This is a genomic window from Janthinobacterium sp. SUN128 (genome assembly GCF_030587275.1).
In the GTDB taxonomy this organism is placed as follows: Bacteria; Pseudomonadota; Gammaproteobacteria; order Burkholderiales; family Burkholderiaceae_D; genus Janthinobacterium; species Janthinobacterium lividum.
Genome location: NZ_JAPWHY010000001.1, coordinates 2,454,182 through 2,467,309 on the forward strand (window position 1 = coordinate 2,454,182; position 13,128 = coordinate 2,467,309).

Annotated in this window: 9 protein-coding genes; 6 read left to right on the forward strand and 3 right to left on the reverse strand. The window is 64.1% G+C overall.

The window, feature by feature from the left end:
- Positions 1-5 precede the first annotated feature (5 nt).
- Entirely contained in the window at positions 6-2,327 is a 2,322-nt protein-coding gene (locus O3297_RS11065; RefSeq protein WP_305048696.1) for a hypothetical protein, read from the reverse strand.
- Positions 2,328-2,649: 322 nt separating this feature from the next.
- On the opposite strand from O3297_RS11065, the gene O3297_RS11070 reads away from it, so the two are divergent.
- The 3 genes from O3297_RS11070 (at position 2,650) to O3297_RS11085 (ending at position 4,939) form a co-directional block, all read left to right on the forward strand.
- Complete coding sequence (locus O3297_RS11070) at positions 2,650-2,886, forward strand: hypothetical protein (RefSeq protein WP_305048697.1); 237 nt, start codon at positions 2,650-2,652, stop codon at positions 2,884-2,886.
- 199 nt (positions 2,887-3,085) lie between these two features.
- Entirely contained in the window at positions 3,086-3,784 is a 699-nt protein-coding gene (locus O3297_RS28765; RefSeq protein ID WP_346267571.1) for a YXWGXW repeat-containing protein, read from the forward strand.
- Between the two features lie 126 nt (positions 3,785-3,910).
- On the forward strand, positions 3,911-4,939 hold the full coding sequence (locus O3297_RS11085) for a transporter (RefSeq protein WP_170846295.1): 1,029 nt from the start codon (positions 3,911-3,913) through the stop codon (positions 4,937-4,939).
- A 64-nt stretch (positions 4,940-5,003) separates the two neighbouring features.
- Here the strand turns inward: O3297_RS11085 and rnk are convergent, their stop codons facing one another.
- Positions 5,004-5,411 carry a nucleoside diphosphate kinase regulator gene (gene rnk / locus O3297_RS11090; protein WP_162835757.1) on the reverse strand — a complete coding sequence of 136 codons (408 nt, stop codon included), beginning with the start codon at positions 5,409-5,411 and terminating at the stop codon, positions 5,004-5,006.
- A gap of 740 nt (positions 5,412-6,151) precedes the next feature.
- Between rnk and O3297_RS11095 the strand changes: the two genes are divergently transcribed.
- Positions 6,152-8,044, forward strand: coding sequence for a bifunctional diguanylate cyclase/phosphodiesterase (locus O3297_RS11095; protein ID WP_305048698.1), 1,893 nt, complete (start codon positions 6,152-6,154; stop codon positions 8,042-8,044).
- A 118-nt stretch (positions 8,045-8,162) separates the two neighbouring features.
- Here O3297_RS11095 and O3297_RS11100 read toward each other — a convergent pair whose 3' ends face one another.
- The gene (locus O3297_RS11100; RefSeq protein ID WP_070258162.1) at positions 8,163-9,839 is read right to left on the reverse strand and encodes a peptide chain release factor 3; all 1,677 of its coding nucleotides are present in this window, start codon (positions 9,837-9,839) and stop codon (positions 8,163-8,165) included.
- Between the two features lie 174 nt (positions 9,840-10,013).
- On the opposite strand from O3297_RS11100, the gene O3297_RS11105 reads away from it, so the two are divergent.
- Positions 10,014-12,071: a methyl-accepting chemotaxis protein gene (locus tag O3297_RS11105; RefSeq protein WP_305048699.1), complete on the forward strand. Its 2,058-nt coding sequence runs from the start codon at positions 10,014-10,016 to the stop codon at positions 12,069-12,071.
- A gap of 226 nt (positions 12,072-12,297) precedes the next feature.
- The gene (locus tag O3297_RS11110) at positions 12,298-13,107 is read left to right on the forward strand and encodes a Crp/Fnr family transcriptional regulator (RefSeq protein WP_034783188.1); all 810 of its coding nucleotides are present in this window, start codon (positions 12,298-12,300) and stop codon (positions 13,105-13,107) included.
- Positions 13,108-13,128 lie beyond the last annotated feature (21 nt).

The following is a 13,128-nucleotide window of genomic DNA, read 5'->3' on the forward strand; positions in this document are numbered from 1 at the left end:
TTCCATCAAGGCTGCAAGGCAACGCCGCAGGCGGCGCAGAATTTATCTTCCGGATGGCCCGCGCGCTGCGCATGGCCGTTCTTGCAGCGGGCCGGCGCGCCGGCAACAGAAGCCGCGCCTGGCTGCAGCGCCTGCGCCACGGCCACGCCCAGCTGCGCCTGCGCCGACAGGCCATGCGCATGCGCCGCATTTTGCAGGTTGATCAGGTCCAGCTGCTGGCGCCGTTCGCGTTCCGCCTGGCCTTCCAGATAGCTGCGCTCCTGCGCCACGCTGTCCTGCGCCATGCGCAGCGCGTCCAGCGGCGCGACGCTATTCTCGGCCGCCGCCAGCGCCGCCAGCGCGTGGATCTGCTCGGCGCTCATGCCCGCCTGCAGCTGCGTTTTCAGCACTTGCGCCAGCGCGGCCGCGTTCTGCCCGGCGGCCATGGCCACCTTGCCCGTGTCGCTCAGGGAGCCGATTTTCTCGATGCGGTCGATGTCGATGCGCGCCAGTTCGGCCGCATGCGCCTGCTGCGCCAGCAGGGCTTCGTACTCGCCCTTCCAGCGCGCGTAATCGCTTTCGCGCTGCTGCGCCATGGCCAGCAGATCGCGCTGCCATTGCGCTTCCTGTTCCAGCTGGCGCAGCTGCTGGCGCTGTTCCTCGATGGCCAGCGCGTCGAGCTGTGCCAGCTGCGTTTGCTGCTGCAGCTGGCGCGCGTGCACGCCATCGGCCTCGATGGTGCGCAGCAGCTTTTCCTGCTGCGCGATGGCGTCTTCGCGCGCGCCGCCGCGCCGCAGCGCCGCCACCTTTTCCGCGATTTCCGCCGCCTGCACCTGGGCCGCTTCATCCTTGTGCGCCTCGGCGCGCAGCAGTTCGCGCTGGCGCGCCAGCTGCATCTGGTCTTCCCACTCCTGCACCCGCTCGGCCTCGCGCTTGCGCGCCGCGTTCGCCAGCATCAGGCCCTGCCAGGCGGCCTGGTGCTGCTCCGCCTCCAGCTGCGCCTCGCGCTGGGCCGCATCCGCTTCCGCCTGGCGCAGGCGCGCCAGCTGGGTGCGGCGGCCCGTCTCGTCATCGATCAGCAGCGCGCTTTCCACTTGCTGCGCGATCGACTGCAAGTGGACTTGATGCGTGAAACGCTGCTGCGCCAGCTGGATCTGTTCGCGCCCATGCAGCTGCGACAGTTCCAGCTCGCTGCGCATCTTGATGGCGGCCAGCGCCCGCACGTGTTCCCAGTTGGCCGCTTCATCGGCGCGCTGCGCGCCCTTTTGCGCCAGTTCCTGTTCCAGTTCGCCCAGCGCCAGCGCGGCGCCATGGTCGAGCGCCTGGCGCCGCGATTTCGCTTCCAGGATGCGGCCATACAAGTCGATCTGGCGTCCGCGCAGCGCCTGCAGGCGCTCCGCTTCCTGGTGGTTCAGTTCCGCCTTTTCCACCGTCGCATCCTGCTGCAGCTCGGCGCGGCGGTGCGCATGGCGCGCCGCCAGTTCCTCGCGGCGGATACGCTGCCACTCTTCCTCGTCATACAGCTGGTCGAGCTGCTTCATGCGTTCCAGGCTGTGCTGCTCCAGTTCCTGCGCCGGCAAGCCGCCCAGCCACAGGGTGCCGATGCTGGCGCCGGCGTCACCTTCGCGCTTGTCGTGGCGTAGCGCCAGGGTTTCCACGCGCGCCACGGCCAGGCCGCTGGACGCCAGGCGCTGCGTCAGCGCCGATTGCAGGCGTTCATTCAATTCCGGCCGCAGGTCGGCATTCGCCTCCATCTCGCGCAGCGCGCGGCTGCCGATGAATTCCAGCGCAATCTGGCGCACGGATGGCAGCAACAGGGCGTGCAGGTGGGCGCGCGTGACGGCGCCCGGTGCGCGCATGAACTGGCGCGCGAACGCATCGGGCTGGCCCAGGGCGATATCCACGCGCAGGGATGCGGCGACGTTCAGCCGCTCCGTGCTGGCCATGCCGGGCAAGTCGAATTCCAGGCTGACGGCGTCGGCGCGCGCGATCAGCACTTCGGCCGGACGCGCCGGCAGCAGCGCGGGCAGGCGCGCAAAGAAGGCGGCGCTGTCGTAGTCGCCGGCAGGTATCAAGGTGAAAGCGTCCGATTGCACGATCCAGGCGCGCGACTCGGCCGGCACCTGCAGGCGGCGCGCGGCGCTGCCGAACAGCGAAGACAGTTCGCGCACGCCAAAGAACAGTGCCAGTTGCCCATCAGCAAGATGCCATTGATTGGCATGCAGCACCGCGTCGCTGTCGGGTGCTCCCAGCGACAAGCCGCATTGCGCGCAATAGCCGGCGGCAGCGCCGTTCTTGTGCTCGCAGCGCGGGCAGCGGGCGCCGCCAAAACCAAACAATTGGAACATATGTGACTCCTGATGATATTTTTATCCACGCGACGGGGCCGCCATGCCGATTCTAGCAGGACAGCTGGCCCTGCACTTGCCGCGCGCGGCAGTGTGCAGCGTCAAATAATGCCACGCGGCAATTACATTCATATGCCCGGATACAGGGCAATTTAGGCCTCAATTCAAGCGGTCGGCTTGCCAGCCCCACGCGCAGGCATTTCAGCGCCGTTTTTTTGCAGGCCATCCCGCCAAAACCACGGCTGGTCGCATCCGCATGGCGCAGCGGCCCGCGCCTGGCTACAGTGCATGCATACCCACCCGCCACCCGAAAGGAAACATCATGAAAGCCTTGAAAAACATGGAAGCCATCTTCACCGTCGCCGTCGCCATCGCCTGCGGTGCCAGCTATGCCAGCTTCATGCAGCCATCGGCCGCCAAGGCTGCCGATGTGGCGCAAGCGAGCGCCATCCCCGTCGTGACGGTCAGCGCCAAGCGCATGACGGAATCGGAAAAGAAAATCTCGCTGATCGAGGAACGGCAAGCCTTGCTGGGCAACGCCACCGCCAGCACCCTGTGAGCCACCGATGCTGACACCACGCCGCCTGGCGCCCGCTTGATGACCGCCGCGCCAGGCCGCCATTTGCATCGCAAATGTATCCGCCACGGATACACGGACACACAGCATTGTGTCAATTGTAATAAGTTGAATCAAAGGCGAAAAACCGCCAGCAAGCGCCTATAGTCCATTTCACGCAATCACCGAAATGGAGTACACCATGAAACCCATCACACTCTACGCAGCAGCCATGCTTGCCATCAGCACCGCGGCTTTCTTGCCCGTGCAGGCCATGGCACAGAATCAGCTCGGCGTCAGCATTGTCGTCGGCAACGCCCCGCCTCCGCCACGGTTTGAAAGCGCACCCGCGCCGCGCGCCGGCTATGTCTGGGCGCCCGGCTACTGGAACTGGGATGGCCAGCGCCATGTCTGGAACAACGGTGAATGGCTGCGCGAACGCAGCGGCAACCAGTACCGCCGCGCCGCCTGGGTACAAGAGAACAACCGCTGGCGCCTGGACCGGGGCGGCTGGGTCGCCGCGCAAGTGCAGCCCGTGCGCTATGACGACATCCGCATCGCCCCGCCGCCGCCGCGCCGCGAAGCCATCCCGCGCGCGCGCCACGGCTACACCTGGGCGCCGGGCCACTGGGAATGGCGCGGCCAGCGCTACGCCTGGACGCCAGGCGTATGGATCGCCGAACGCCCCGGCTACGTGTATGCGCCGCCCGCCTGGAACCAGCGCGATGGCCGCTGGCAGATGGAGCAAGGCCGCTGGTCGCCACGGGGCCCAAACGGTGACCGCGACCGCGACGGCATCCCCAACCGCTATGACCGCGACAATGGCAACCGCCATGACCGCGACCATGATGGCGTGCCGAATCGCGACGACCGGCGTCCGGATAACCCGAACCGCAGCTGATACTCGGCTGTAGTCAGCACCAAGTAGCACCAAGGCCACCGTTCGCGGTGGCCTTGTCATTTTCCCGACATATCCGTGTATTAGAATCGCGCGACGATCAATCACACTGCGCGAGAAAGATTCACGATGGCGATGGAAACTGCCGGTTTTACCTACGGCTCGGACACCTCGGGCCTGGTCTGGGGCTTCCTGTTTGGCCGCGACGGGCCACCGCTGGCGCTCGACTCGACGGCGGCACTGGCCTGGCTGGCCGATGGCGCGGCGCGTCCGGCGCAGGAATTCGTCTGGCTACATTTCAATTTGTCGCATGCGGCCAGCGAAAAATGGCTGATGACGCATACGCAGCTGGCCGACGAATTCTATGAAACCCTGCACCAGGGGTCGCGCTCGACGCGCATCGAACAGGCGGAAAACACCCTGATCGCCGTGGTCAACGATGTGGTGCACAATTTCTCGTTCGAGGCATCCGATATTTCCACCATGTGGGCTAGCGTGGCGCAAAACCTCGTCATCACGGCGCGCCGCGCGCCGCTGCAGTCGATCGAGCGCCTGCGCCAGGCCGTCATCAAGAACCACGAGCCGATCCGCTCGTCGGTCGAGCTGCTGATTCATTTGCTGCGCGACCAGGCGGACGTGCTGGTCAACATCGTGCGCGACGCCGTGGCGCGGGTCGACGATATCGAGGATCACTTGCTGGCCGGGCGCCTGGTGCCGAAACGCGAAGACCTGGGCGCCATGCGGCGCGTGCTGGTGCGGCTGCAGCGCCTGCTGGCGCCGGAACCGGCCGCCCTGTTCCGCCTGCTGCAACGCCCACCTGCGTGGGTGTCGGAGCTGGACAGCCTGGAACTGCGCCAGTCGACGGAGGAATTTTCCGTGGTGCTCAGCGATATGTCCTCGCTACAGGAACGCATCAAGCTGCTGCAGGAAGAGATCGCCGCCAGCGTCAACGAGGAAAACAGCCGCAGCCTGTTCGTGCTGACCATTGTCACCGTGCTGGCCTTGCCGATCAATATCATCGCCGGCATGCTGGGCATGAACGTGGGGGGAATTCCGCTGGCCCAGCACCCGCAGGGCTTCTGGATCATCGTTGCCATCATCGTCACGTTTACGGTCGTGGCGGGATGGCTGGTGGTGCGCGTGCAGCGAAACAGTTAATTCCCGTCCCGGCACGGCCTGGCAGGCGAACGGCAGGCGCCGTCCGCCTTACTGCTTGCTGCGCTTAACGGTGGTATTCGCCAGCCCGTTCAGGCTGATAGACGATTTCCTCGATCTTGACCTTCACCACGCCGCCCGGCATGGGCCAGGCGATGCTGTCGCCCACGGACAAACCCAGCAGCGCGCTGCCGACGGGCGCCAGCACGGAAATGCGGTCGGCCTGGCCTTCCACATCCTTCGGATACACGAGCGTCAGGCAGAATTCCTCCTTGTTTTCCACCGTGAAGCGCACGGTGGAGTTCATCGTCACGACGGTCGGTGGAATCTCTTGCGGCTCGAGCACCTCGGCGCGGCCCAGCTCATCGAGCAAGGCAGCCTTGTCCGGTGACAGATTATTACCCAAGGCATACAACAACGCTTCCAGTCGTTCCAGGTCTTGTGACGACAAAATAATTTTTGGTTTTTTTTCCAAGATATCCTCACTATTGATCATTAGGGCGACGTCCGGTTTTACTGGCGGCAGCTTGCTTGGCCGCGGCAGACAAAACAAACAGCATCAGAACGTCCATCATCAGCGGATTATGGACGAAGTCGCGGAGCAAGGCCATAGCGTTCGCGCATTCTTCATTAAAATTTATTAAAATCAATGACTTGCAATCGTCCATACGGACAAGAAATTAATCCATGCCGGGATGGTCGCAGGTATTGAAGTTATTCTTGATGGTATTTTGTTTACCATCAGCATGTTTTTAAAGAAAAAAACCGGCGGGCAAAAAAAGGATTAAAATTCATCTGGAATTATTATTAGAAAGACACGCCCTGCCTTTTCCGCCTGACTTGTCGCCTAAGTAGGTCGTGGGAAATTATTGTGAAGTTATGACGAACAGAACCGGATGCGCTGCAAGGCGCCCGTTGCGACGCAGTGCAGGCACTGCTAGCAGCGGGTAACGCCGCAGAGCGCCGGTTATGGAAGTCAGAAATCACAATAATTTATTACGACCTACTTAGCCTGCTGCCACCGGCCTGCGGTATGGACACTAAATTGCCGCGCGCCCTGTACTTTCACGCTGCAAAATGACAATATGTCGGCCTTAACAACACGTTGAGAGTTCCGGCTCACTTCGGTTTTCATCAGACTGGAACGTAAAGTATGGCAGGGCGAGGCGGGATCACACGGGGCGGCGGCAAGCGAGGCCGGCAGGAGGGCGCGTCATGATGGCGCCATTGATGCTGCCGTCGGCGCAATTGCGCGGCGACCGGATTGCCCGCTTGAACTTGCTGGCCGCGGCGGCCATGCTGGCGATGGCCAGCCTGCTGCTGATCCTCTTCCAGTTGTTTTCCCTCCAAACATCCTTCCAGCGCACGCTGCGCATCCAGGCCGACATGCTGGCGCCTGCCGCCACCCAGGCCCTGCGCCAGGACAATCGACTTGCAGCGCAACAACTCCTCGCCTCCCTCGCCGCCGCCCCGCATGTCCGGCAAGCACTGCTCTACAGCCCCTATGGCGCGCCGTTTGCCAGCTACGCGCGCAGCGCCAGCGATGCCGCGCCCGCGGCGCCGCGCAACGGCCTGCACATCGATTATCTGGACGGCAGCGCCGCCATCCTGAAAACCTTGCCCGGCGGCGGCGCGCTGTACCTGCGCGCCAGCCTGGCGCCGCTGTACGCCAGCCTGGCGCAATTTGCCACCTTCACCCTGCTCGTCTGCCTGTGCGCGTTCGGCCTGACGTTCCTGATGGTGCGCCGCACGCGCACGGCCGCCCAGCATGCGGAAAGCCATTTGCACTACCTGGCCCATGTCGACCCGGTCACGCAACTGCCGAACCGCCATGAATTCAACGATGCCCTGGCCTACGCGCTGGCGCGCGCCGACCGCCAGGACAGCAGCGTGGGCCTGCTGCTGCTGGACCTGGACAACTTCAAGATCGTCAACGATACGCTGGGCCACCACTGCGGCGACCAGCTGCTCAAGCTCGTGTCCGAGCGCCTGGTGGCCATCCTGCGCGGCACCGACATCATCTGCCGCATCGGCGGCGATGAATTCGTCGTCATCGTCGAACCGGCCGACGACGCCTCGGAAATGGCCAGCGTGGCGCGCAAGATCCTGGCCGTGCTGGCCGCGCCGTTCGACCTCGAAGGCCACCAGCTGTATGTCAGCGCCAGCATCGGCGTGAGCCTGTATCCGTTCGACGCGCAGGACGTGGCCACCCTGACGCGCAATGCCGATACCGCCATGTACCACGCCAAGCACCAGGGCAAGAACCGCTACGCCGTGTTCAAGGCCGAAATGGAATTGCGCGCCCAGCGCCGCCTGCGCATGGAAGCGAACCTGCGCAAGGCTCTGCAGAACGAGGAACTGTATCTGCACTACCAGCCGCAGATCGACTTGCGCAGCGGGCGCATCGTCGGCGTGGAAGCGCTGATACGCTGGAACTGCCGCGACATGGGCCAGCTGAGCCCCGCCGAATTCATCCCCGTGGCCGAGGAAAGCGGCATCATCGTCGACCTGGGACGCTGGGTGCTGCAAAGCGCCTGCCGCCAGGCGGCCCTGTGGTGCAAGGCAGGCCTGCTCGATTCGCTCGAGCACGTGGCCGTCAACCTGTCGGCCTGCCAGGCGCGCGACCCGGGCCTGATGGACGATATCCGCGCCATCCTGGATGAAACGCAGCTGCCGCATGGCTTGCTGGAACTGGAAATCACGGAAGGCGTCCTGATGGACAATGTCCACGCCAACGTGGAACTGATGCGACGCCTGCAGGAAACGGGCATCCACCTGTCGATCGACGATTTTGGCACCGGCTATTCGTCGATGTCGTACCTGAAGCGCCTGCCCATCGACCAGCTGAAAATCGACCGCAGCTTCGTGCACGACCTGCCCGGCGAGGGAGAAGCCATCGTCACGGCCATCATCGCCATGGCGCACAGCCTGCACCTGAAAGTGGTGGCGGAAGGGGTGGAAACCTTGCGGCAGGTGGAGTTTTTGAGAAAAGCCGGCTGCGACAACGTGCAGGGCTTTTTCTTCGCGCGTCCGATGACGGCGGCGCAGTTGACGGCATTGTTGCTGGAACGGCGCGACTGGAGTACGCGCACGATCCTACCGGCTTGAATTGCTGCCAACAAGGGTGTCGGATTACGCACGGCGTGGCCGCGCTAATCCGACCTACGCCAGGAACCGGTAGGTCGGATTAGCGCAAAGCGCGTAATCCGACACCACCAGCGCTACATCAGGCCAGCTTGGCCGAATGCTCGCGCGTGGCGTGGAATGTCAATTTCGGCCAGCGCTCTTCCGTCAGGCGCAGGTTCACGCCCGACGTGGCCAGGTAGGCCATGTTGCCGGCCGCATCGTAGGCCACGTTGTGGCCCAGCGCGTTTTCGAAATCCTGCAGGATGCGCTTGTCGTCGCAGCTGACCCAGCGCGCGCTGCTGATGCTGGTGCCTTCAAACACGGCGTCGACGCCATACTCGTTGAGCAAACGGCTGGCCACCACTTCGAACTGCAGCACGCCGACGGCGCCCAGTACCAGTTCGCCGCCCTGCACCGGCTTGAAGACCTGCACCGCGCCCTCTTCGCCCAGCTGCTGCAAGCCCTTGTGCAACTGCTTGATCTTCAGCGGATTACGGATGCGCACGGAGCGGAAGAAGTCTGGCGCGAAGTACGGGATGCCCGTAAAGGTCAGCATCTCGCCTTCGGAAAAACTGTCGCCGATCTGCATGTTGCCGTGGTTCGGCAAGCCGATGATGTCGCCCGCGTACGCTTCTTCCACCTGTTCGCGCGAGGAGGCCATGAAGGTCACCACGTTCGACACCTTGATCTCGCGCCCCAGGCGCAAATGCTTGACCTTCATGCCGCGCTCGAAACGTCCCGAGCACACGCGCAAAAAGGCGATGCGGTCGCGGTGGGCAGGGTCCATGTTCGCCTGGATCTTGAAGACGAAACCGGTAAACGGCTGCTCGGACGGAGCCACCGAACGCACGGTCGCGTCGCGCTCGCGCGGCGCCGGCGCCCAGTCGACCAGCGCGGAGAGAATCTCGCGCACGCCGAAGTTGTTGATAGCCGAACCGAAGAACACGGGGGTCTGTACGCCGGAGAGGAATTCCTCCAGGTTGAACGGATTCGACGCGCCGTGCACCAGTTCCACTTCCATGCGCAATTGATCCATCTCCAGCGGGAACATCTCCTGCAGGCGCGGGTTGTCGATGCCCTTGATGATTTCAAAGGCGCCATCGGCCTTTTCTTCACCGGCCTTGAACAGCATGATCTCGTCGTTCAGCAGGTGGTACACGCCGCGGAAGTTCTTGCCCATGCCGATAGGCCAGGTGACGGGCGCGCACTGGATCTTCAGCACCGACTCGAGTTCGTCGAGCAGGTCCAGCGGATCGCGCGTCTCGCGGTCCATCTTGTTCATGAAGGTGACGATCGGCGTATTGCGCATGCGGCAGACTGCCAGCAGCTTGATCGTCTGCGCTTCCACGCCCTTGGCCGCATCGATCACCATCAGCGCCGAGTCGACGGCCGTCAGCACGCGGTAGGTATCTTCCGAGAAGTCCTGGTGGCCCGGGGTGTCGAGCAGGTTGACGACGTGGTCGCGGAATTCGAACTGCATCACCGAGGAAGCGACGGAAATGCCGCGCTGCTTCTCGATCTCCATCCAGTCCGACGTCGCGTGGCGGCCCGATTTGCGGGCCTTGACGGTACCGGCCATCTGGATCGCGCCCGAGAACAGCAGCAGTTTTTCCGTCAGCGTGGTTTTACCCGCATCCGGGTGGGAAATGATGCCGAAGGTGCGGCGGCGCTGCACTTCGCGCGCGATCACGGCCGGCGCCTTACTGCTCGCTGGCGCTGCGGCGATGTCCGCATTGTCGCTGGAATCGGGAGTGTTGATGTCGTTCTCGTTGGCCATATTGGTGACCATAATATGGCCCTCGCAAAAAACCCTCGATTTTACAGAAGGATCGGCCTTCCGTGTGAACTGCTTCACTCTGGCGAACGGCAAAATCGCCCACTTCATCAAGGGGTCACAATCCGCAGGCAACATTGCACTGCAGAAATGTTGCCACTCTTTCCTGGAAACCCGATGAAAATGCTCCTCACCCCCGCCATCCGACTCATGCAGCGCCTGCGCCTGCTGCCCAAATTCATGCTTGTCTGCCTGGTCTTCCTGCTGCCGCTGGCGCTGGCGACCACCCTGCTGATCTCGGAGCTGGGCAAATCGCTGACCCAGGCGCAGGATGCGCAGCGGGGCGTGGCCTATGTGCGCCAGCTGCAGGAAGGCACGCGGCTGCTGCAGCAGCGGCGCGGCCTCGAACATTTGCGCCTGAGCGGCAAGGCGGGGATGGACAACACGGCCCTGAATGCGCGCATCACGTCCACGCTGGCCGCCCTGGCGCGCTTGCCGGCGGGCGCAGGCCTGCCCCAGGCGGCCGAACTGACGAAGCAGTGGCAAGCCCTGCTGGGCCGCCAGGCAGGCCTTGCGGCGCGCGACAGCTACGCGGCGCACACGGCGCTGCTGCGCCAGGCGGCCAAACTGGGCCAGCTGGTAGCCGACCGTTCGCACCTGAGCCTGGATCCGGACGCGGGCGCCAACCACCTGAGCGCAGTTTTCACCGCCACCCTGCCCGACCTGGCTGAAAGCCTGTCGGACATCGCCGGGCGCGGCGCCGCCTATATCGACACGGGCCTGTTCGAGGCGAATGAAGATCAGCTCGTCAACGCCAACGCCCTGATCGCGCGCCACGAACTGGAACGCCTGCCGGCCCGCTTCGACGAAATCATCGCCGCCAAGCCGGAACTGCGCGCCAGCCTGCAGCCAGCCCTGAAAGCCGTGCCGGCCGCGCTGGCCTTCCTCGAACGCACGAAGAATGAAGTGACGAATTCCTACGACCAGACCTCGGGCGCGCAATTCCACGCGGCCGGCATGCAGGCGATCGATGCCCTGCAGGCGCTGTCCGGCTCCTCGGCCACCGCCCTGGACGGCTTGCGGGCGCAGCGCATCGCCCGCGACGAGGCGCGCCGGGGCCTGATCCTGGCGGCCATGCTGCTGGTGCTGCTGGCCGCCGCCTACCTGTGCGCGGGCTTCTATGCCGCCTTCGCGCGCGACGTGACGCAATTGCGCGTGGCCGTCGGCGCCGCGGCGGCGGGCGACCTGTCGCGGCGCATTACCTCGCAGGCGCACGATGAGATCGGCGACCTGGTGCGCGACTTCGGCGCCATGACGCACGGCCTGGCCACCCTGGTGCAGGAAATCCGCGGCGGCGCGGCCGTCATCGCCGCAGCCGGCGCCGATATCGCGCAGGGCAACGCGGCCCTGTCCGGCCATACGGCCACGCAAGCGGATGCGCTGGGCGCCACCGTGGACTCGATGCGCGAGCTGACGGCCACCGTGGGCCGCAACGAAGCCCACGTAGGACAGGGGCGCACCCTGGTGGCTTCGGCCGCCGAAGTGGCCCTGCGCGGCGGCGAGACCGTCAGCGCCGTGGTCGAGACCATGGCCTCGATCAAGGCCAGCTCGCACAAGATCGTCGACATCATCGGCGTCATCAACGGCATCGCCTTCCAGACGAATATCCTGGCCCTGAACGCGGCAGTGGAAGCGGCCCGCGCGGGCGAGCAGGGACGCGGCTTTGCCGTCGTCGCGTCCGAGGTGCGCAGCCTGGCGCAGCGCTCCAGCGAGGCGGCGCAGCAGATCAAGCGCCTAATCGGCGATTCCGTCGCCACCGTGGATGCGGGCGGCGACCTGGTCAATGCGGCCGGCAGCACCATGCGCCAGGTCGTCGATGCCGTGCAGCAGGTGTCTGTCGTCATCGGGCGCATCAGCAGCGCCGGCGCCGAGCAGAATGGCGAGATCGCCCGCATCAACGGCGCGCTGGCGCAAATCGACGACATGACGCGCCAGAACGCGGGCCTGGTCGACGAGGCACGCGCCGGTTCGCAGCGCCTGCACCAGGAAGGCGAAGCGCTGACGCAGGCCGTCAGCCGCTTCCGCCTGGGGGAACACGAGGCGCCAAACGTGCGCCAGACACCCGCCGCAACCGTGCGCGACGGCCTGCCCAGCGTGCGTCCGGCCGGCCTGTGGAGCGCCAACAAGCCGCGCGTCATATCACAAAATCGCGCGGAACGGCGCAAGGCTAGCTAGTCAAAAGTGTGCACGTAGGACAAGGACTACAATTTCGCCTCAATGGAGACTACAAAGTGGCGACTGCTAATCTTATGTTCGCCACTTACATAAGCTTTTAAAGTAGCTACATCGCGATCTGCACCGCGCGGTCGACAAAAACGCCGTTACCACATGAGTACGGCAGTTTTTTTTGACCAGCAACGCGGCAGTCGCACTCCGATGTAAAAAGCCTGTGAGGAATACTATGAGCCATACTCAACTTATCGCCCCGGTCCAGAAGAACCAGTTGCTGCCGCGCGCCATGCCGGCGGCCGGTCGGGAAATCAAGCTTGCGTCGCGGGTTAGCCTCAGCAGTGCCCAACAGAATGAATTGCTGGCCGCCCTGCCGCGCGCCGCGCTCGAATCGCTGTTCGAAGACCTGGAACTGGTCGAACTGCCTTTCGGCAAGGAACTGTATGCCTACGGTAACAACCTGGAATACAGCTACTTCCCTACCACCGCCATCATTTCCTTGCTGTATGTAATGGAAGACGGCGCCACGACGGAAATCGCCGTTGTCGGCCATGAAGGCGTGGCCGGCGCCTCGCTGCTGGCAGGCGAGCGCGCCATGTGCACGGCTGTCGTGCAAAGCGCCGGCTACGGCTACCGCCTGAAAACGCAAAGCTTGCGCGATGCCTTCAATCAAGGTGGCGCCCTGCCCCAGTTGCTGATGCGCTACACCAACGCCCTGTTTGCGCAAATGGCGCAGAACGCCGTCGGCGGCCGCCACAGCTCGATCGAGCAAAAGCTGTGCCGCTGGCTGCTGGACCGCCTGGACCGTTCGCCATCGAATGAATTGAAAGTCACGCAAGAGCTGATCTCCATCATGCTGGGCGTGCGCCGCGAAAGCATCACGGCCGCCGCCGGCAAACTGCAGGAAGAAGGCTTGATCCACTATCGCCGCGGCAATATCACGGTGCTGGACCGCGCCGGCCTGGAATGCTATGCGGGCGAGTGCTACAAAGTGGCCAAGACAGAATATGACCGCTTGCTGCGCGACGTATCGCGCTGCTGATCAGGCAGACAGATAAAAAAA

Excerpts from the sequence above, each read along its gene's own strand:
- O3297_RS11085 (WP_170846295.1), top strand. The coding sequence starts at position 3,911 with ATGGCGATGGAAACTGCCGGTTTTACCTACGGCTCGGACACCTCGGGC.
- O3297_RS11095 (WP_305048698.1), top strand. The coding sequence starts at position 6,152 with ATGATGGCGCCATTGATGCTGCCGTCGGCGCAATTGCGCGGCGACCGG.
- O3297_RS11105 (WP_305048699.1), top strand. The coding sequence starts at position 10,014 with ATGAAAATGCTCCTCACCCCCGCCATCCGACTCATGCAGCGCCTGCGC.
- O3297_RS11110 (WP_034783188.1), top strand. The coding sequence starts at position 12,298 with ATGAGCCATACTCAACTTATCGCCCCGGTCCAGAAGAACCAGTTGCTG.
- O3297_RS11100 (WP_070258162.1), bottom strand. The coding sequence starts at position 9,839 with ATGGCCAACGAGAACGACATCAACACTCCCGATTCCAGCGACAATGCG.
- O3297_RS11070 (WP_305048697.1), top strand. The coding sequence starts at position 2,650 with ATGAAAGCCTTGAAAAACATGGAAGCCATCTTCACCGTCGCCGTCGCC.
- O3297_RS11065 (WP_305048696.1), bottom strand. The coding sequence starts at position 2,327 with ATGTTCCAATTGTTTGGTTTTGGCGGCGCCCGCTGCCCGCGCTGCGAG.
- O3297_RS28765 (WP_346267571.1), top strand. The coding sequence starts at position 3,086 with ATGAAACCCATCACACTCTACGCAGCAGCCATGCTTGCCATCAGCACC.